This window comes from Nocardia vaccinii NBRC 15922 (genome assembly GCF_001613305.1).
Classification (GTDB): domain Bacteria; phylum Actinomycetota; class Actinomycetes; order Mycobacteriales; family Mycobacteriaceae; genus Nocardia; species Nocardia vaccinii.
Genome location: NZ_BDCC01000003.1, coordinates 1 through 18,606 on the forward strand (window position 1 = coordinate 1; position 18,606 = coordinate 18,606).

Genomic DNA, 18,606 nt, shown 5'->3' on the forward strand with positions numbered 1-18,606 from the left:
CGTCCCGGCGGACCCACCCAGGCGCCGAGCGCGCTCCGGCCCGGCAACGGCCCGACGCCAGTGCCCGGCACATCACGTCCAGGTGGCGGGTCCGCTCCCGACGAAGGGGCGACGACGAAATTCGCGGGTGGTCCAGTGCGGTCCACCGCTCCCGGCAACGGGCCCACCCCACCGCCGCGCACAGCACGCCCAGGTGGCGAGCAGACAGTGAAATCCGCGGGCGGCTCGGCCGGACCGACACCTCCGGGCGGCGCAGCACGTCCGGGCAACGGACGCACGCCCGACGCCCCCGGCGGCGCACGCACATCACAACAGCCCGGCAATGATCAGACCGCGAAGTCGGCGGCCGGATCGACATCTCCGGCCGAGGGGCCGACCGCGAAATTCGCGGGTTGGCCGGTCCGGTCGAGGAATCTCGGCGACGCGTCGGCCTCGAATCCGCCGGCCGCGCCGCTACCGGCGCGCCCCGGCGGCGGGTCTGCCCCGGAGGCGCAGACCGCGCGGTTCGGCGATGCGCAGACGGCGAAGTTGGCGGGTGCGTCGTCTCCTGGCGGTCGCGACTCGCGTTCCGCGCCGGGAAATCAACGTCCCGGGAGCGGCCCGGTGGCGGGATGGCCCAAGAGCGGACCGGCCCAGGACGCGCCGACACCGCCGAATCCCCCGGGCGGTACGCAGTCCGGCCAGCGCACACCGCCACCCACCAATCCGGCCCGGCCGGGACCGGGCCTGTTCGGCGCGTTGCGGTCGTCCCGAGATCTGGTGAACCCACCGGGCCGGTCCGGTCCGGGTACCTCGGCCTCGGCTGACGAACCCGCACGGAACACGCCCGCGAATCCGGCGGGGCGGCCTGGGCACGAAACCGCCGAAACCACGCGATTCGGCAGCGGACCGGCACAACGGCCGCCCGCGCCCGCCGACTCGGTGGATCGCGGGGCGGGCACAGCTGTGCGACCGCGATTCGACGGGAACGGTGCGGGGGTTGTGATGAATTCGAACGAACGGCCCGGGGACAACACATCCGGGAAGCAACGGCCCGGTGGCGGATCGTCGGGCGGGTCGGGGTCGGCTTCCGCCGACGGCGGAACATCGACGGGGGCCGATTCGGGCAACAGATCCGACCAGGGCACATCCGGCAATGCGACGGGACGGCCCGGGGCCGAGTCGTCGCGACCGGGCGGCGGGTCGGCGAAGGAGAAGTCCGCGGCCGACGATTTCGCGGGCCGACCGGAGCCCGGGACGTCCGCACCGAGCCCCAGCGACGGGCCGACTCGGGCGATCCCCATACCTGCGAATCCAGCGGCACGCCCCGGCACCGGGGCGCCCGCGGATTCAGCGGCTCGCCCCGGCTCACGGACACCCGAGAACCCCGCAGCACGACCCGGGGCAGGCGCACCCATAAACCCCGCAGGACGACCAGGCACAGGCACACCCACAAACCCTGGAGCACGATCCGGCTCAGAGGCACCGAAGAATGGGGGAGAGCGGCCCGGGGCAAGGCCACCCGCCAATCCGTCGGCCCGGTCCGGCTCGACGTCACCTGCCAATTCAGCGGCCGGACCCGACTCACGGACACCCGAAAACCTGGCCACACGACCCGGAACAGGCGCACCCGCCAACCCGGCAGCCAGACCGAGTTCCGGAGGACCCGCGAAACCAGCAGCCCAGCCCGGCCCGGCCACACCCGCCAACCCGGCAGCCAGGCCCGGCTCGGGCGCACCCTCCAATTCAGCGGCCGGACCCGACTCACGGACACCCGAAAACCCGGCCACACGACCCGGAACAGGCGCACCCGCCAACCCGGCAGCCAGACCGGGTTCCGGAGGACCCGCGAAACCGGCGGCGCGACCGGGTGGGGGGTCGGCGGTGCCGCGGCCCGGCAGCACCACGCCCCCGCAGTCGGCGGGCGGGCCGGGATCGGGCACACCGGCGGTATCGCTGCCGGGTGCGGCCGCCGGAGCGGCGAAGGGGGCGGGACAGGATTCCTCGGCTGCGGGTGCGGCGGAACAGTCCGAGGCCGTCACCCGGGCGATGGGCAAGGACGGTGCGACGAAGCCGACCGGCAGACCCGACTCCGATGCGCGAGAAAGGGATTCGGAGCGGCCGAGCACACCGGGCGACAGCGGTAAGACGACGGTCATCTCCAAGTCTTCGCTGCCGGGCGGAAAGGGTTCCGGCGCAACCAAATCCGATTCTGCGAAGAATGCGGCCGAGCAGCGTTCGAAGCCGATCGACCCGAAAACCGTTGTCATTCCGATGGTCCCGGATACCTCCGACGCGAATACGACCGTACTTCCGGTCCAGCGCCAGGGCGAGCAGGCCACCGAGAAGATGCGGCTCGACGACAAATCCGGCGCCGCGCAGGGCACTTTGCGCCTGCCGGATCCCGCCGGAGCCGGGGCCCCCTCACCGGCGGACGCGCGCCCCACCGTCCCGGAACAGCCCCGGCCGCCGCTGGCTCCGATCGCCGCCCCGCAGCGGATCCCCGGCGCACCGGACGAATCGGCCGGCGCACCCGGGCGCCGCAACCGGCGGGGCCTGCTGATCGCGGGTGCGGCGGTCGTTTTGATCGTGGTGGTTATCGGCGTGATCATCGCGGTGGTCGGCGGCGGTGACAATTCACCCGAAGCCAAGGTCTCCGCGGCCATCACCAGCTACACCAACGCGCTCGAGACGGGCAGCCTGACCGATCTGCAGGGCGCGACCTGCGGTGCGCAGAACGATTTCTACAAGAGCATGGCCAAATCGCCCGACCAGTACGCGAGTGTGCACAAACTCGCGGTCGAGCAGCGCAAGATCCCCAAGGTCGACGGCGTGAGCTCGGTCCAGATCACCGGCGACAAGGCGGTAGCGCAGGCCAACGTCTACACCGACGCCGATCCGACGCGCGCCTCGCGCACCTTCGACCTGCAGAACACCGCCGACGGCTGGAAGGTGTGTGATCTACCGAACGCCGGACAGTAACCCCGGGCAGTGAGATTTCGCAGCCGATCGACCACGGTGTGACGCGGCAATCCGCCGTGGGCTGTGACGTTTTCACGCCGCCCGGCGATAACCCTCACAGACACCTGGTCACCGGTCCGGCTCGTCTGTAGAGTGGCCGAGTTCTGAAAGACAAGCATGGGGAGCACAGGGATATGCCGCAGCTGGCACCCGAAACGTCGGCAACCACGGCGCTGATCGGTCGGCACTTCCGGATTCGGGATCACTACGATGTCCGCCGCGAGAAGATCCGGGAGTTCGCCCGCGCGGTTCAGAACAACCACCCGGCACACCGGATCGAGGACGAGGCGGCCAAGCTCGGCTACCAGAACGTCCTCGCGCCGCCGACCTTCACCGCAGTCATCGGCATGACGATCACACAGGCACTGCTGGATTCGGAGCTCACGCAGTACGACCTGTCCCAAATCCTGCAGACGGACCAGCTTTTCGAGATCCACCGCCCGATCATGGCGGGCCACCGCACGACCAGTCAGGCGAAGATCGAGTCGATCCGCCAGGTGCGCGGCAACGACTTCGTCACCGTGCGGGCCACCGTGATCGACGAGGACGGCGAGGTCGCTGTCGTCGCGACGGTGACGATCGTGGCGCGATTGGGGCAGGAGGTCGATCCCGATATCGTCCGGCTGGTCGAGGGCCTGGTGATGCAGCGCCGCGAGACCACCGACGCCGATCTGCTCATCCCGATCTCCGAGGAGCAGGCCGTCACCCTGCCGACGCTGGCGCAATCGCGCGAGAACATCGAGGTGCACACGATTCCGCGGTTCGAGGAGCTGTCGGTCGGCGATGAGCTGCCGCTCGGCCGGATGCAGCTCACCCGCGGCGATCTGGTGAACTACGCCGGTGTCGCCGGCGACCCGAATCCCATCCACTTCAGCGACCGCGCCGCCGAGCTCGCCGGTCTGCCGACCGTGGTCGCGCACGGCCTGCTCACCATGGGTCTGGGCGCGGAATACCTGAGCGCGTGGCTGGGCGACCCGACCGCCGTCGAGTCCTACAGCGTCCGCTTCGCCGGCCTGGTGCCGGTCGAGGCCACCGCGCCCGCCGAGATCGAATTCACCGCCAAGATCAAATCCCTGGACCCCGAACGCCGCACGGCCACCCTGCTGCTCTCGGGCACCTCCGCCGGAAAGAAACTTTTCGGCCGAGCCATCGCTCAGGTCCAGCTGAGCTGAGAGCTTGTCGCCCAGTAAGTTCGAGCATCGATATGCTCAATCCCGCAACTGGGCATGCATCAGGTAGACGTTGTAGTCACTCCAGGTGCTGATGGTGAAGTACAGGTCCGAGCCGGTGGACCACGGGTGGATGAAGCCGCCGTAGAGTTCCGGATAACTCATGACGCTGACCGTGGGTGTGCTCTCGGACCAGACGCCCTGAGGTGAATTCGCTTCGCGCAGAACGATTGCACCCTTGGCTGTGTCCAGATAACTCATCTGCCAGACGTTTCGGGCGGCGTCGTAACGCACCGACAACTCACCGGCCGGTCCCTGGGCTATCGGTGTGGCGGAAGCGGCTCCGCCCACCGGCGTCCACGAACCCGCGTGCCAGTACTGGTACGCGGAAGTGTTGAGCACCTGGGATTTACGCACCCGGGCCAATCCCACCGACCCCAGCCGGGTATTGGGCGTGCCGAACATGTAGACGTAGTCGCCCTGCGGAACCATCGCCGCCACTTGAAAATTCGCCAGACCGAAGATGTCGTCCCAGTGCGCGTAGGGGTCCTTGGTCCACGTCCGGCCGTGATCGTCGGAGTAGGCGATCCCGCCGTAGTTGGTGAAGAACGAGCCCGGCGCGCTGTTCCAGGTGCGAATCGACATGTAGCTCAGATATTGTCGCGATCCGATCGCGAAACCCGAGGTCGGGATCGTGGTGATCTCGATATTGTCCTTTTTACGACTGTCCAGCACTTCGGCGGCGTGGCACCGGTCGTCGGTCACCATGCGGTCGAAGATCACGCCGTGACTCAGATCGTGATTCCTGCTGAACGCCAGCACATTACTGCGCCAGTCGTGCCCCATGCCGCCGGGCGGATGGAAGCCGACGCCGACGGTGTCGCCGAAGGCCATGGCGACCTCGCCGGGCGCGCTCTCCCACGAAATACCCAGATCGGTGCCGTACACCTGCCACCGCTTATCGGTGCGATTGACCGAATTCGCGCCGGTTTCCGCGGCCACCTCGGTAACCCGGCCGATCCGCGGCGCGGCGCGCACCGGCGACTGCGGTCCCGCTTCGGTCTGCGGATGCTGCTTGGCGGGCGGCGGCGGTCCGGTGTGCGGCGAGGGCCCCGGAGGCAGCGCGAAATAGAAGGGCTCGGGATTCAACAGCACATCGGGCAGGCCGAGGCGCTGCAGCAGACTCGGCGCGGGTGCGGGCGTGTCGGTCAGATCGGGGCACGGATCGGTACACGGGTCGGCGGGCAACGTCATCACGGTGCGCTTCACCGGCCCGGGCGGCTGCGGCCCCGGATCCACGGTGACCACCGGATAGGGAATCGGAATCTCGAGCGTCCTGGGCACCAACGACGCGTGCGTCGGCACGGGATCGGTTGCACACGGCCCGATCCCGGGCGTCGACGCGGGTTCCGCGTGCACCACGGGCGGTACGCCCAGCACTGCGATGACAACCGTCCCGACGGCAGCAAACAGCCGCATACTCATGGTCCAACCCCTTTGCGTCGTCGCCCCGACCAGACCTTACTGTGTTCGATTGTTCGATCGGCTCCGCTTCGCTCCGGCGTGCCGCGGCCCCTCGAGGGCCGATTCCTTTCTCCCCCGCTCCGTCGATCCGAAATCGCCCCGGGCCCGGCCCAGGGGTCGGCGTTGCCCGGAGGGTGCGGGACTCGGTGCCCTTCGGGCGTTCGCCTGTTTCGGGAACGCGGCCTAGAGTTGACTCGAAGCCTTTGTCCGATAGCAGCGTTCAGGATTGCCGCCGTGAAGATTCCAGCATTTCGCCGCATGATTCCCGTCCTCGCCGCGGTCGCGCTGCTCGGCCTCGCCGCACCCGCCGCGGCCCTGGCCGCACCGGGCTCGGGGGCAGGCACCGGCGGTGCGAGCGCCGGTGGCAGCGGATTCACCGTGAACGATCAGGGCACGATCAGCCCGCCACAGAACAGCTCCGACGATCGGAACACTCCGGTCTGGTATCCGAACTGCGCCGCGGTGCGCGCCGCGGGCAAGGCGCCGCTGTATTCCTCGCAGCCCGGATACAACGCACTGCTCGACCCGAAGGGCACCGGCGTGGCCTGCGGACCCGGCAGCACCACCCCTTGAGCTAGCCCGTGACCGGTGCGAGCGCCGCGGTCGGGGGCGCGTCCGAGGAACCCTCGAACCGCAGGATCGTCGACCCGATCCGCACGGTATCGCCGTCGGCGAGAACCGAACCGCTGTCGATCGGCTCCTCGTTGATGTAGATGCCGTTCGCCGAGTGCAGATCCTTGATCAGCAGCCCGGCCCGGCTCGGCAGGATGTGCGCGTGATACCGGCTGACCTTCGGGTCGTCGAGGACCAGGTCGTTATCGGTCATGCGGCCGATCTTCAAGCCGCCCTTGGGAATCGGGACAGCTCTCCCGTCGGGGAGCCGCAGCTGCCCGGACCGCGCCCAGCGCGGCGTCTCGGTGACCGTCTCGGTCATCGCTTGCGCCATCCGCTCGACCTTCGCGATATCGGCGGTGTTCAGCGGTTCCTGCCGCAGCACCCGCTGTTCCAGCTCGATCAGCGCCGGACCCGGATCGATCCCCAGCTCGTCGGCCAGCACCGTGCGGACCCGGCGACACGCCTCGAGCGCGTCGGCCTGCCGCCCGGACAGGTACAGCGCGGTGATCAACTGCACCCACAGCGGTTCGCGCAGCGGATGCGCACTGGTCGTCGAGACCAGTTCACCGACCACGGAAGCTGCTCGGCCACAGGCGATTTCGGCATCGATGCGGGCCGAGGCGACCAGTAGCCGCTCCTCGTCCATGGCGGTGGCGAAGCTCTCGGCGAAGTGCAGGCCGGACAGATCGTCCAGCGCCTTACCGCTCCATTCGGCCAGGGCCGCGGCGAACAGTTCCGACGCCCCGCGATGATCACCTGCCGCGGCCGCCTCCGAACCGGCCCGCCGCGCCGCGTCGAACCGCCCGAGATCGCATCCGCCATCCGGAATCTCGAGCCGATATCCCGCTGATTCGGTGCGCAGCACCGCCGCCGGGTCCAGGCCCGAATTACGCAGTGTCTTACGGATATTCGAGACGAACACCTGCAGACTCGCCTGATAGGAGTCCGGCGGCTCCTCGTTCCAGACGATATCCGCCAGCGCCTGCGAGGACACCGCCCGCCGCCGATTCACCGTCAACGCGGCCAACAACGCCCGCGGCTTGGGCCCACCGACCGCGACGGGCGCACCATCGATCATCAACCGAACGGGCCCGAGCACCCGAACATCCAAGCTGTGTGACACTTTCTACCCCGCCTAGCCGCTAGGACGCCGCCTCGCCGAGGTCACAGAATACTCGTAACCCCAGCGGGCCTGCGCAACAACTGATCTCGCAAGCACTCGGCAACCGCGAGACCAGATCGCGCTCCCGGCCTCCACCCGGAAACGCGAGTCCGGCGGCACCGACCGACCCGATCCCCGCGCAACAACCGATTTCGAGAGAACATGGGTAACTTCCCGGGCACACCCGAAACCCGGCCACGCACCCATCCGTCGGCCCGACGCGCGCCTCCCCGGGCACCCAGCGACACGCCGAAGTCCCGGGGAGGCGGGGGAGTTACTTCGCGCTGACGGACTTGCCCGCGGATCTCAGGTCGTTGCAGGCTTCCACGACGCGCTCGGCCATCGAGGTCTCGGCCTTCTTCAGGTAGCTGCGCGGGTCATAGGTCTTCTTGTTGCCGACCTCGCCGTCGATCTTCAGCACACCGTCGTAGTTGGCGAACATGTGACCCGCGATCGGGCGGGTGAACGCGTACTGGGTGTCGGTGTCGACGTTCATCTTCACCACGCCGAACTTCAGCGAATCGTCGATCTCCGACTTCAGCGAGCCCGACCCGCCGTGGAAGACGAAATCGAACGGCTTGGAGCCGTCCGGCAGGCCCAGCTTGGCCGAGGCCACCCGCTGGCCCTCGGCGAGCACCTCGGGCTTCAGCACCACATTGCCCGGCTTGTACACACCGTGCACATTGCCGAACGTCGCGGCGAGCAGGTACTTGCCGTTCTCCCCGGCGCCCAGCGCGTCGATCGTCTTCACGAAGTCGTCCGGCGAGGTGTAGAGCTTCTCGTTGATCTCGGCCTCGACGCCGTCCTCCTCACCGCCGACGACGCCGATCTCGACCTCGAGGATGATGTTCGCCGCCGCGGTCTGCTCGAGGAGCTCTCCGGCAATTTTCAAGTTCTCGTCGATCGGGATGGCCGAACCGTCCCACATGTGCGACTGGAACAGCGGGTGCTGCCCGGCCTTCACCCGCTCCTGGGAGATGGCGATCAGCGGGCGGACGAAGCCGTCCAGCTTGTCCTTGGGGCAGTGATCGGTGTGCAGCGCGATGGTCACGTCGTACTTCGCAGCGATCACGTGTGCGAACTCCGCCAGCGCGACCGCGCCGGTCACCATATCCTTCACACCCTGACCGGAACCGAATTCGGCTCCGCCGGTGGAGAACTGGATGATGCCGTCACTGCCGGCCTCGGCGAAACCGCGGATCGCTGCGTTGATCGTCTCCGACGACGTGCAGTTGATCGCGGGGAATGCGAAGGAGTTCTCTTTGGCCCGACCGAGCATCTCGGCGTAGACCTCCGGAGTCGCGATGGGCACTGCAGTGACCTCCGTGGTGTGAAGAAACAGATCTGTCCTCTACTACCCTAGGGTGCCGGGTCACCACACCGGAAGGTGGTACCGCCGTGCGCGCGGCGAGCTCGGACCTCGGACCACCGCAAATTCGGCGCGGGTCGGTGTGATAGCGAAAGGGCCGGTACTGTGGGGGCCGTGACCGCGCTGGCCATTACCGACGTTCTCGCGAGCAGCTCCGGAATAAAGGGGCTGCTCGATCCCGTGCATCTGCTCACGGATACACCGCTGAAGCACGCCGTGCTGCCGGCCATCATGGTCATCGTCTTCATCGAAACGGGCCTGCTGTTCCCCGTCCTGCCCGGTGATTCGCTGCTGTTCACGGGCGGAATGCTGGCGGTGCACGATCCGCATCCGGTATCGATCTGGGTGCTGGTGCCCGCCGTCGCGCTCACCGCCATCGCGGGCGATCAGTGTGCCTATTGGATCGGGCGGGCCATCGGCCCGGCGCTGTTCCACAAGGAGGACGGTCGGTTCTTCAAGCAGCGCTACGTCACCGAGACGCACGCGTTCTTCGAGAAGTACGGGCCCAAGACGATCATCCTGGGCCGGTTCGTGCCGATCGTGCGCACCTTCATGCCGGTTCTCGCGGGCGTGTCCAGGATGGACTACCGCAAGTTCCTGACCTTCGACATCGTCGGCGGTATCGCGTGGGGTGGCGGCGTCACGATTCTGGGCGCTCTGCTGGGCAACGTGTCGTTCGTCCGAAACCACATCGAGGCGATCTTCATGCTGATCGTGATCGTCTCGATCCTGCCGGGCATCATCTCGGTCGCCAAGAAGCTCCGCAATCACGAGCCCGTGCTCGAGATCGAACCCGAAGTTGTTCCGACGAACGAATCCTTGCGCTGACACATTGCCGAACACCCCGCTCAACCTCGCACTCGGCGGTATGGAACCGCTGGATTCCGCCGGGCCGCTGCTGGTATGGACCGTCGTACTGATCTTCGTATTCCTCGAATGCGCCCTGATCATCGGCCTGTTCCTGCCCGGTGACTCGATGCTGCTCACCGCCGGAATCGTGCTCGCCTCGCATGAGACCGGCAGCACCCAGGTGTGGGGGCTGGCCGTGGGCACGATGATCGCCGCGATCGCGGGCAATCAGGTGGGGTACGTCATCGGGCACCGCACCGGGCATCGACTGGTGGCCCGTCGCGACGGGCGCTACATCAATTCCCGCAATCTCGCGCGGGTCACCGCGATGTTGCATCGGCACGGTTTCCTGGCGGTACTGGTGGCGCGCTGGATTCCCTGGGTGCGCACGCTGTGCCCGCTGGTGGCCGGCGCCGCGCGGATGGATCACCGCCGCTACACCGTCGCCAGCACGGTCGGCGCGATCATCTGGGCTCCGGTGCTGCTGCTGATCGGCTTCTACGCGGGCGGATTCCTGGGCAGGGTGTCCTGGCTCATGCCGACCGTGATCGGGTCCCTGGTCGCCTGCCTGATCATCGGGACCGTGCTGGGCATCCGACAGTACCGGGTGGAAATGTCGCGTCCCGCCGAGGAATTCGATCTCGATCGGCCCGAAACCGTATGCGTCGAGGGCGAGACCCGCTGATCGTCCGTGCGCTCAGAGTCCGGCGGCGGTCACCGTGTGCGCGGCCTCCATCAGCATCCATCCCGACAGCTGCACGGACAGATCCCGTTCCGGGGTGCGCGAGGGTGTGACCGATCCGTTCGAGGTGAATTTCGCCGCCCCCGCGGTGCCGACGGGCAGCTGCGCCGGATCGGTCCAGACGTCGCCGAACAGCGGCTCACCCTCCACCTCGAGCCGATGGTCCCAGGCCGCACGAGCCGATGCCGTCACGATCGAGGCGGCCTGCAGCCGGATCTGCACTCGTTCGGCATCCTCGCCGGGCAGCAGTAAGGCCACCAACGCCAGGTAACGCACCAGAATTCCGTTGAACAGCCCGCCGTCGCCGCCGCTGCCGCCGGTGACGACGCCGTGGTCGGTCATCTGCTCCGCGACCGCGGCGAGCAGTCTCCGCACCCGGTCAACATGCGCGGATTCGCCCGTGTGCAAAGCCAATTCGGTTTCCAGGCCGAGGACCACGCCCTGACAGTAGGTGAAGACGTTGCGCTCCACCCGATTCGAGGGCAGGTGCACACCGTCCAGGATCAGGCCGGTCTCGCGGTCGCGCAGATTCGTATCCAGCCAGTCGGCGATCTCCGCCGCCCGCGTGTAGCGGCCGAATCGGGCCAGGGCGATGGCGGCCGGACCGTTGGCCGGTGCGTTGAAGTAATCCGCGCCCTTCCGCCACGGGAGTGCGCCGATCCGCGGCTGCCAGCCGGAGGTCAGCGCCTTCTCCAGCGCGACGAGGCCGCCGCGTGCGTCGGTGACGCCGCGGATGCGCTCGGCGCGCTGCAGGGCCAGCGCCAACCAGGCCATATCGTCGTAGTAGTTGTTGGTCCAGCCGGTGATGTTGCGCAGCCGGTGCCCGCGAGCCAGGGCCGCGACGCGACGCACCCGGGCCGCGGTGGGCTCGCGGTTGGCGGCGTCGACCGCGCAGTCGATGAGGTGCGCCTGCCACCAGTAGTTCCAGGTGAGGAACAGGCGCTCGCGCGGCAACGAGGGCCAGCCGACGACACCGAGTTCGGTTCCCGGAATGCCCCACAACCTGCGCAAATCGCGTGACACGATCGCGGACTCGGCCAAATCGGCCCGGCGCGACCACTCAGCGGCCGTCGGATCGGCCGCCGCACCGGACGCGCCCCGGGCGCGCGCGGATCTGGGCACATCGTCGCTGGACGCACTCATGCGGTCCATGTTGCCAGCAGAACGCCTGTTTTCGCGCCCGATTTGTTACTCAACCGTCTCGTATCCGCGATCGGTAGGGAGGTTCACCAAGCCCGGTTCAGATCGGCGTGCTGGGCGATCCAGGTGTGCATGGCGATCCCGGCCGCGACCCCGGCGTTGATACTGCGCGTGGAACCGAACTGCGCGATCGAGACGGTCATGGCCGCGGCGGACTTCGCCTGATCGGTGACCCCGGGCCCTTCCTGCCCGAACAGCAGCAGACAGTTGCGCGGCAGTCGCACCGTCTCCAACGGGACCGCGCCGGGAACGTTGTCGACCGCGACGACCACCAGATCCGCGCGTTCGGCGAACTCCAGCAGTCCGGCGATATCGGCGTGATGTTCGATGTGCTGATACCGATCGGTCACCATCGCACCCCGCCGATTCCAGCGCCGCCGACCGACGATGTGCACCGCCGCCGCGGCGAACGCGTTGGCGGTGCGGACCACGGTGCCGATATTCGCGTCGTGCCCGAAATTCTCGATCGCGACATGGAGTTCGTGCCTGCGCCGATCGATGTCGGCGACGATCGCCTCCCGCGTCCAGTACCGGTACGCGTCCACGACGTTGCGCCGATCCCCCTCGGCCAGCAACTCCGGATCCAGCCGCGCGTCCTCCGGCGGCTCGGTGCCGAACTCCCGCACCCAAGGCCCGACCCCGTGCGGATGCTCACCCCATTCGGTGGGCCCGGGCTCCATCTTCTGCCTCCGCTTCGCTCCGGCGGGGCCGCGGCCCCCCGAGGGCCGATTCTTCCCTCCTCCGCTTCGCTCCCCCGCTCCGTCGGTCCGGAATCGATCCGGGCCGCGGCCTTGGAGTCGGCGTTGTCCGGAGTGGGCGAAACTCGGTTGTCCCGGTCTTCACCTGCTCGACCCTGCACCTTAGCCGGTCCGGAATCGACTCGCGCCGCGGGATCGATGCGCCGACCCGCCGGCCTGGGTGATAATGCTGGTGAGGGCGCATTTCCCGCCCCGGACGGGCGAGCCGGCACTACTACTCTGGAAGTTGGTGTGGAGGTGGGTCGTGAACCACGCTCGGATACTTCGTACGGTACTCGGTGTGACCGTCGGGTACCTGGTCCTGCTCTCTGTGTGGCTGGGGTGGATAGTGCAGCACACCCAGCCGGGGACGGTGGTACTCCAGATGGTGGCGCTGGTGGGGTTGTTCGGATCCTGTGTCGGCTTGGGAATGCTCTACGCGCAGCGCCCCTCGCACAGTGATCGGAAGTTGTTACGGCACGGGCTGGAAGGGTGGGCGGTGATCGAGGCCGTCCATCCGCTCGCGCACACCGACCACCACACCGAACTCACCGAACTGGATCTCGAACTGAACGTGCCGGGGTCCGAAACCTACCGCGGCACCATCGTTTTCGACGTCGCGCCGATCGATCGCCCGCGGATCGCGGTCGGCGAGACGATCTCGATCCGCGTCGACCCGGCCGACCGGGACCGAATCATCCTGTGCCTGTGAGGGATACGCTCGCTCACGCGAGCGTGCGCGAATCGGCCGAGGCGATCACCGTTCATGAACCCGGGAATCGGCCAGCAGGAACTGCGCGGCGGCATAGGTTCCCAGGATGACGCCCTCACTGATCCGCCGAGCGCGCGAGGTGCGAACGAACAGTCGGCGCAGCACGATCAGCCCGTCCGAGAGCGTGAACAGCAGCGCGCCCGATGCCAGGCGACTACGCGGATCGGACGACGGAAGTACCATCCCCGCAACGTTTTCCGCGCCCGGAGCAAGACCGGGATCCGAGGCGAGCACCGCGGCCGTGCCGAGCGTCGCACCGTAGGCGCTCAACGGAATCGCGATCCGGGGCGCCCGGACTCGCAGCAGCGCACCGGCTCCCGCCCAGGCCACGATCCGGGGCAGCGCCACGGCGACCCGCGGCCGCGCGCCACGCCGCCACCACAGCGCCGAATATCCCGCCTGCATCACCGCGAACGCGCTCGCACCCGCGACCAGGCGGCGATCATCGTCCGGATCGATCAGCAGCACATCGCCCACCGTCGCGGCGGCCAGCGAGCCGAGCAGCAATCGCCGATCGGCCGGCGCGAGCGCATCGCCCGCGGACACGACATCGGCGGCCAGCAGCGGCATCATCGCGGGCTTGCCGACCCACTGCAGCCGGTCGCGTCCGGTAACCGCACCGGCCACGGTCAGTGCGGCCGCCGCCAGATAGGCCACTCGGAACGGCCGCATCAGAAGCTCGGCTCGCGCGGTGCGGGCGGCAGCCGGACCACCTGACCGGCATAGCTCAACCCGGCGCCGAAACCGAGCAGCAGGGCCAGCTGACCCCCCTTGGCCCGACCGCTGACCAGCATCTCCTCCATTGCCAGCGGGATCGAGGCCGCCGAGGTGTTCCCGGTGTTCTCGATATCGTTGGCCATCGGAATATCGTCGGCCAGACCGAGATTCTTGCGCATCAGCTCGTTGATCCGGGCGTTGGCCTGGTGCGGGACGAAGATCTCGATATCCTCCTTGGCCACCCCGGACACCTCGAGCGCCGAGGACAACGCCCGCGGCAGCGTGACCGCGGCCCACCGGAACACCCGCGGCCCCTCCATCCGCAGCGACATCCGGCCCACCGGATCGGTCTCGGGATCCGCGCCCTGCAACGCCTGTGCCTTGTCCATGTACGCGAGGAAATCGACGTTCTGGGCGATGGCCCCGGCATTCTCGCCGTCACTGCCCCACACCGTCGGGGAGATCGCGTTCTCCTCGCTGGGCCCGACCACGACCGCACCGGCGCCGTCGCCGAAAATCATCGCGGTGCCGCGATCGGCCGGGTCCAGGCCGACGGTCATCGTCTCGGCCCCGATCACCAGGATGTAATCGGCCGAACCGGCCCGGATCATATCCGCCGCCACCCCGATCCCGTAGCCGAAACCGCCGCAGCCCGAGGTCAGATCGAACGCCGGGACACCGTTCATCCCCAGGTCGTACGCGACGCTCGGCGCACCGTGCGGGGTCAGCTTCAACCAGCTCGAACTGGCCAGCACCAGCGCGCCGATCCGGGAGCGATCGACACCGCTGTTGACTATCGCGCGCTCGCCCGCCGCGGCCGCTATCGTGCGCAACGTCTCGTCGCCGCTGATCCAGCGCCGGTTGCGAATTCCGGTGCGCTCGTAGATCCATTCCGGGGTGGAATCGAGCACTTCGCACACCTCGGCGTTGCTGACTATCCGGGTGGGTCGGTAAGCGCCGATGCCGAGCATCGCGACGTTCTCACGCCTCTTGTTCACCGCAATGCTCACCACAGGCGACTCACACGACCCTTCAACCACACTGTTCAACCGGAGACCAGCGTCAAGGCTAACCCAGTGCCAACAGTGTCGGATGCCCCAGTCACCCGAGGGCGAGATCCTTCAGCCCGAGGATCGATCGGTATTCCAGCCCCTCCGCGGCGATCACCTGATCGGCCCCGGTCTCCCGGTCCACGACCGTCGCCACGCCGACCACCGTCGCCCCGGCCTCGCGCAACGCGCGCACCGCGGTGAGCGGGGAATTGCCGGTCGTGGTGGTGTCCTCCACCACGAGTACCCGCTTACCGGTGATGTCCGGCCCCTCGATCTGCCGCTGCATGCCGTGCGTCTTGGCGGCCTTGCGCACCACGAACGCGTCCACCGGGCGGCCGGGTGCGTGCATCACCGCAACGGCCACCGGATCGGCGCCCATGGTGAGCCCGCCGACCGCATCGAACTCCCAGTCGGATACCAACTCGCGCAACAACTTTCCGATCAGGGGCGCGGCCTGGTGATGTAGCGTCGCGCGGCGCAGGTCGACGTAGTAGTCGGCCTCCTTACCCGAAGACAGGGTGACCCGGCCGTGTACGACGGCCAGTTCCCGTACCAACTCGGCCAGTCTGTCCCGGTCGGTGGTCGATTCGATCATGTTGTGTGCCGTGTCCTTTCTGGTCGACCGGCCGCTGCGGGCCTGGCCGCTCAAGTCCTACCGCGTGCGTTGAACAGGGTCCGGCTGGCGCGGGCCAGCAGGGAGCGCGGGATCATCCCGGCCACCGTGGTCAGCACCTTGTACTGGGTGCCGGGCACGCTGACCACCTGGTTCGATTCCAGATCACGCAGTGAACCCGCCACAACCTGCTCGACATCGAGCCACATCGGCTTCGGCAGCGACGACATATCGATACCGGCCCGATCGTGGAATTCGGTGTGGACGAATCCGGGGCACAGCGCCTGCACTCGAACTCCCGTTCCTGCGAGTCCGCCCGCCAGCCCTTCGCACAAGGATACGACGTAGGCCTTCGACGCCGAATACGTCGATCCGCGTCCGGGAATCAGGCCCGCGACGCTGGCGACGTTCACGATCGCCCCCTTCGCCGCGGCGATCATCGGCGGCAGCGCGGCGCGGGTGAGTCGCATGACCGCGGTCACGTTGACGTCCAGTTGCGCCTGCAGCAGCGCCGGGTCGTTGGTCCAGAACTCGCCGGAGATGCCCAGGCCCGCATTGTTGACCAGGAACTCGACGCCCTCGGCCAGCCGCGCGGCGACCCGCTCACGGTCGGCGGCGACCGCCAGATCCGCGGGCAATATCTCGGATGCGGTGTCGAACCGCCTGCTCAGCTCGTCACCCAGGGCGTTGAGGCGCTGCTCGTCGCGGGCGACCAGCACCAGGTCGTAGCCGAGCGAGGCCAGGCGCGTCGCGTAGGCGCGGCCGATTCCGGACGTCGGGCCGGTGACCATGGCGACGGGCCTGCTCGCGCCGGGTAGGCGAGCGGCGGGTGTTTCGGTCATGCCTTCATCATCGCGCACCCGGGCGGATCACCGTGCACCCGCGGTCCGCACGCGGCGTGCTCAGCGCGGCGCGGGTCCCTGATACGGACGGAAACCGGGATGGAACGGACCACCCGGCCGGTCGGACTGCTCGGCCTCGTGCAGATCCTCATCCAAGTCCTCGGCGAATTCGGGTTCCTCGGACTCGCGCTCCTCGTCCTCGGGCCACTTCTCCTCGGCCGGGGGCCAGTTGCGGCGGACCCGGGTGCGCGGATCGGGCACCACGGCCAGCGCGGGACGACGTTGCGGCGGTTCGGATTCCCCGGCGATATCCTTGACCAGCGGGGCGTACCCGTCCTCGGCGCCCTCGGCCGGGATCTCGTAATCGCGTCGCTCGGAATCGAATTCGTCGAACTTCGCGGACGGGTGCGCGCGGTCGTCCGGGTCCTCGGGGTCGCGGTCGTAGGGGCGCTCGTCGTACCGGCGGTCCGCATCGGAACGTTCGGCGTACCGGCGTTCTGCCTCGTAGCCACGGTTCTGGTCGTGATCGTCGTAACCGCGTGCGCCCGAGCGATCCTCGTCGTAATCCGGATCGTCCTCCGCGCGGGTGCGCGGACGCGGGCGGCCCGGATCGTGCGCGTCGGGATCGCCGGACTCGCCGCCACCGGCGACCGGCGGCAGCACGTGCAGCAGGCCGGACAGGCGCAGCACCGCGTCGATCGCGCCCTCCCACTCGCGCGAGGACAGGCCCACGGGCAGCACGCCGAGCGTCCAGTTGCCCTCACTCCACAGCTGTTGCACGCTGCCGGAGAGGGTTTCGATGAAAGCGACCATGCGCTGATCCACCGCGTGCCGGGCGATATCCGGGTTCGTCGCGAACACCACCCGGTCGCCGATCGCGCCGAGCAGTTCCAGATCCGCGTCCTTGGGCGGGGCAGCGGTCTTGAGCCGCAGGTCGATATCGATATCGGAGCCGATCTGCCGGCGCACGGCGACCAGCGTCGCGGCATCCTCCAGATCGAACAGAACGAACTTCTCGCCCTTGCGGTTACCCGAGACCACGTCGACCGCGGACAGGTACCCGAGTTTGGCCATCGCACCGCGACGCCACGTGGACGCCAGCGCCGGTTCGACCGAAACATAGGTGTAGCCCTGGGCTTTCGCCCAGACCTGACGCACGTGACCGGTCCGCTGCCGCTGGAGCCGATCGAAATACAGCAGCACGATCGCACCAACCAGTGCGATCGCCGCGAGTCCGAACCACATTGCCGTCATCGCGGACGAGTCTAGTTGGCGTGCGTAGCGCACGTGGTGTGCGCACTGCGTGTTGTGCGTGGCCGTCCGGTCCGCGGGCTACGGATCAGCGAGTGGGCATGGGCTTCGGGGTGCCCTGCGAGGGCAGCGCCGTGCCGATGACGATCTTCGCCTGGATCGATCCGTCGGGGTTCTTGTCGCCCTGAACCACGACCATATCGCCCGGATGCAGATCGGCGATGGTGCTCGAACCCAGTGCGATCACCTCGGTCTTGGCGTCGGTGTGCACGGTGATGCTCGAGCCTGACAGCGAATCGACGGTCAGGGTGGATCCGTCGTTGGCGCTGATGGTGCCCATCGTCGCGCCGAGGCCGTCGGCGGTGCCGCCCAGGCCGGGCAGCTGCGGCGCGGTGGTCGTGCCGGTGCCGGGCGTGTCGGGCGACTGCGGGAACAGCGGGAGTCCGGTGGGAGCGGAGCGGTACGTATTGCCCCCGGCGCTCGAGGAGGACGACGAGTCACTGCCCAGGAACAGCCCCACGGCGACGGCGCCGAGCACCACCACGGCGAAGGCCAGCAGGGTCAGCCCCACCCACATGCCGCGGCGGTTGCGATGCGGCGGTGGCTGGTCCGGCGGCAGGTCGGGCGGGCCGACCAGCGTCGGCTGCGGACCGTTCTGGACGGGTACCGTCCGGGTCGGGCCGATCCACTGGGTGTCGTACGCGGCCTCGCCCGGACCGGGGCCCTCGTACACGCCCCACTGGCTCTGATACGGCGGCAGCTCCCGGGTCGGATTCGGCCCGGGAGCCTGGTCGAAGTACTGGTACGGCTCGGTCGAGCCGTACGCGTCCGAGTACTCCGTCGTCCGCCTGGCCTCCGGCTCGCCCGACGCTCCGAGATGTTCGGTCGGCGCGTCGGACGAGTCCGGCCGCTGTGCCCACGGATCGCTCGGATTGGTCATACATTCCAGACTAGGGGAGATGCACGCCACATCCGAGGATCAGCGGTATCGC

At 68.4% G+C, this 18,606-nt stretch carries 18 protein-coding genes; 6 read left to right on the plus strand and 12 right to left on the minus strand.

The genetic code is table 11. The annotated features are described in order from the left end of the window. Positions 1-581: 581 nt before the first annotated feature. Positions 582-1,283: a hypothetical protein gene (locus NV1_RS00455; protein ID WP_067884273.1), complete on the minus strand. Its 702-nt coding sequence runs from the start codon at positions 1,281-1,283 to the stop codon at positions 582-584. 580 nt (positions 1,284-1,863) lie between these two features. On the opposite strand from NV1_RS00455, the gene NV1_RS00460 reads away from it, so the two are divergent. Both NV1_RS00460 and NV1_RS00465 read left to right on the plus strand, forming a co-directional pair. Then, positions 1,864-2,961, plus strand: a complete 1,098-nt coding sequence (locus NV1_RS00460; protein WP_067884276.1) for an Rv0361 family membrane protein — start codon at positions 1,864-1,866, stop codon at positions 2,959-2,961. Between the two features lie 173 nt (positions 2,962-3,134). Continuing rightward, the gene (locus tag NV1_RS00465; protein ID WP_067884278.1) at positions 3,135-4,172 is read left to right on the plus strand and encodes a fused (3R)-hydroxyacyl-ACP dehydratase subunits HadA/HadB; all 1,038 of its coding nucleotides are present in this window, start codon (positions 3,135-3,137) and stop codon (positions 4,170-4,172) included. Positions 4,173-4,208: 36 nt separating this feature from the next. On the opposite strand, the gene NV1_RS00470 is transcribed toward NV1_RS00465, so the two are convergent. Beyond that, positions 4,209-5,654, minus strand: a complete 1,446-nt coding sequence (locus NV1_RS00470; RefSeq protein ID WP_373864567.1) for a glycoside hydrolase family 183 protein — start codon at positions 5,652-5,654, stop codon at positions 4,209-4,211. A 273-nt stretch (positions 5,655-5,927) separates the two neighbouring features. Here NV1_RS00470 and NV1_RS00475 point away from each other — a divergent pair, with 273 nt between their 5' ends. Continuing rightward, entirely contained in the window at positions 5,928-6,266 is a 339-nt protein-coding gene (locus tag NV1_RS00475; RefSeq protein WP_067884286.1) for an excalibur calcium-binding domain-containing protein, read from the plus strand. A gap of 1 nt (position 6,267) precedes the next feature. Here NV1_RS00475 and NV1_RS00480 read toward each other — a convergent pair whose 3' ends face one another. Together NV1_RS00480 and fbaA are read right to left on the minus strand one after the other, a co-directional pair. Next, positions 6,268-7,386, minus strand: a complete 1,119-nt coding sequence (locus NV1_RS00480; protein ID WP_067884287.1) for a BTAD domain-containing putative transcriptional regulator — start codon at positions 7,384-7,386, stop codon at positions 6,268-6,270. A 358-nt stretch (positions 7,387-7,744) separates the two neighbouring features. Next, the gene (gene fbaA / locus NV1_RS00485; RefSeq protein WP_281181762.1) at positions 7,745-8,812 is read right to left on the minus strand and encodes a class II fructose-bisphosphate aldolase; all 1,068 of its coding nucleotides are present in this window, start codon (positions 8,810-8,812) and stop codon (positions 7,745-7,747) included. 141 nt (positions 8,813-8,953) lie between these two features. Between fbaA and NV1_RS00490 the strand changes: the two genes are divergently transcribed. Together NV1_RS00490 and NV1_RS00495 are read left to right on the plus strand one after the other, a co-directional pair. Continuing rightward, positions 8,954-9,667, plus strand: coding sequence for a DedA family protein (locus tag NV1_RS00490; RefSeq protein ID WP_067884293.1), 714 nt, complete (start codon positions 8,954-8,956; stop codon positions 9,665-9,667). Positions 9,668-9,707: 40 nt separating this feature from the next. Then, the gene (locus NV1_RS00495; protein WP_067884358.1) at positions 9,708-10,373 is read left to right on the plus strand and encodes a DedA family protein; all 666 of its coding nucleotides are present in this window, start codon (positions 9,708-9,710) and stop codon (positions 10,371-10,373) included. Between the two features lie 12 nt (positions 10,374-10,385). Here the strand turns inward: NV1_RS00495 and NV1_RS00500 are convergent, their stop codons facing one another. Beyond that, the gene (locus tag NV1_RS00500) at positions 10,386-11,573 is read right to left on the minus strand and encodes a glycoside hydrolase family 76 protein (protein WP_084524940.1); all 1,188 of its coding nucleotides are present in this window, start codon (positions 11,571-11,573) and stop codon (positions 10,386-10,388) included. An 83-nt stretch (positions 11,574-11,656) separates the two neighbouring features. Then, the gene (locus tag NV1_RS00505; protein WP_067884296.1) at positions 11,657-12,310 is read right to left on the minus strand and encodes a TrmH family RNA methyltransferase; all 654 of its coding nucleotides are present in this window, start codon (positions 12,308-12,310) and stop codon (positions 11,657-11,659) included. Positions 12,311-12,632: 322 nt separating this feature from the next. Between NV1_RS00505 and NV1_RS00510 the strand changes: the two genes are divergently transcribed. Beyond that, positions 12,633-13,079: a hypothetical protein gene (locus tag NV1_RS00510; RefSeq protein WP_067884364.1), complete on the plus strand. Its 447-nt coding sequence runs from the start codon at positions 12,633-12,635 to the stop codon at positions 13,077-13,079. Between the two features lie 45 nt (positions 13,080-13,124). Here NV1_RS00510 and NV1_RS00515 read toward each other — a convergent pair whose 3' ends face one another. The 6 genes from NV1_RS00515 to NV1_RS00540 all read right to left on the minus strand — a co-directional run bounded on the left by NV1_RS00515 (position 13,125) and on the right by NV1_RS00540 (position 18,554). Further along, on the minus strand, positions 13,125-13,811 hold the full coding sequence (locus NV1_RS00515; RefSeq protein ID WP_067884299.1) for a lysoplasmalogenase: 687 nt from the start codon (positions 13,809-13,811) through the stop codon (positions 13,125-13,127). Continuing rightward, positions 13,811-14,869: a beta-ketoacyl-ACP synthase 3 gene (locus tag NV1_RS00520; protein WP_067884302.1), complete on the minus strand. Its 1,059-nt coding sequence runs from the start codon at positions 14,867-14,869 to the stop codon at positions 13,811-13,813. Before NV1_RS00520 ends, NV1_RS00515 begins: the two co-directional genes overlap by 1 nt. An 88-nt stretch (positions 14,870-14,957) precedes the next feature. Then, positions 14,958-15,503, minus strand: coding sequence for an orotate phosphoribosyltransferase (gene pyrE, locus NV1_RS00525; RefSeq protein ID WP_067884303.1), 546 nt, complete (start codon positions 15,501-15,503; stop codon positions 14,958-14,960). Positions 15,504-15,553: 50 nt separating this feature from the next. Then, positions 15,554-16,363 carry an SDR family NAD(P)-dependent oxidoreductase gene (locus tag NV1_RS00530; protein ID WP_067884305.1) on the minus strand — a complete coding sequence of 270 codons (810 nt, stop codon included), beginning with the start codon at positions 16,361-16,363 and terminating at the stop codon, positions 15,554-15,556. Positions 16,364-16,423: 60 nt separating this feature from the next. Next, positions 16,424-17,617, minus strand: coding sequence for a TtfA family protein (locus tag NV1_RS46570; RefSeq protein WP_067884308.1), 1,194 nt, complete (start codon positions 17,615-17,617; stop codon positions 16,424-16,426). Positions 17,618-17,702: 85 nt separating this feature from the next. Next, on the minus strand, positions 17,703-18,554 hold the full coding sequence (locus NV1_RS00540) for a DUF5666 domain-containing protein (protein ID WP_067884311.1): 852 nt from the start codon (positions 18,552-18,554) through the stop codon (positions 17,703-17,705). Positions 18,555-18,606: the final 52 nt, after the last annotated feature.

Excerpts from the sequence above, each read along its gene's own strand:
- NV1_RS00495 (WP_067884358.1), top strand. The coding sequence starts at position 9,708 with ATGGAACCGCTGGATTCCGCCGGGCCGCTGCTGGTATGGACCGTCGTA.
- NV1_RS00515 (WP_067884299.1), bottom strand. The coding sequence starts at position 13,811 with ATGCGGCCGTTCCGAGTGGCCTATCTGGCGGCGGCCGCACTGACCGTG.
- NV1_RS00455 (WP_067884273.1), bottom strand. The coding sequence starts at position 1,283 with ATGGGGATCGCCCGAGTCGGCCCGTCGCTGGGGCTCGGTGCGGACGTC.
- NV1_RS00470 (WP_373864567.1), bottom strand. The coding sequence starts at position 5,654 with ATGAGTATGCGGCTGTTTGCTGCCGTCGGGACGGTTGTCATCGCAGTG.
- NV1_RS00540 (WP_067884311.1), bottom strand. The coding sequence starts at position 18,554 with ATGACCAATCCGAGCGATCCGTGGGCACAGCGGCCGGACTCGTCCGAC.
- NV1_RS00530 (WP_067884305.1), bottom strand. The coding sequence starts at position 16,363 with ATGACCGAAACACCCGCCGCTCGCCTACCCGGCGCGAGCAGGCCCGTC.
- NV1_RS46570 (WP_067884308.1), bottom strand. The coding sequence starts at position 17,617 with ATGACGGCAATGTGGTTCGGACTCGCGGCGATCGCACTGGTTGGTGCG.
- NV1_RS00465 (WP_067884278.1), top strand. The coding sequence starts at position 3,135 with ATGCCGCAGCTGGCACCCGAAACGTCGGCAACCACGGCGCTGATCGGT.
- pyrE (WP_067884303.1), bottom strand. The coding sequence starts at position 15,503 with ATGATCGAATCGACCACCGACCGGGACAGACTGGCCGAGTTGGTACGG.
- NV1_RS00500 (WP_084524940.1), bottom strand. The coding sequence starts at position 11,573 with ATGAGTGCGTCCAGCGACGATGTGCCCAGATCCGCGCGCGCCCGGGGC.
- NV1_RS00505 (WP_067884296.1), bottom strand. The coding sequence starts at position 12,310 with ATGGAGCCCGGGCCCACCGAATGGGGTGAGCATCCGCACGGGGTCGGG.
- NV1_RS00480 (WP_067884287.1), bottom strand. The coding sequence starts at position 7,386 with ATGATCGATGGTGCGCCCGTCGCGGTCGGTGGGCCCAAGCCGCGGGCG.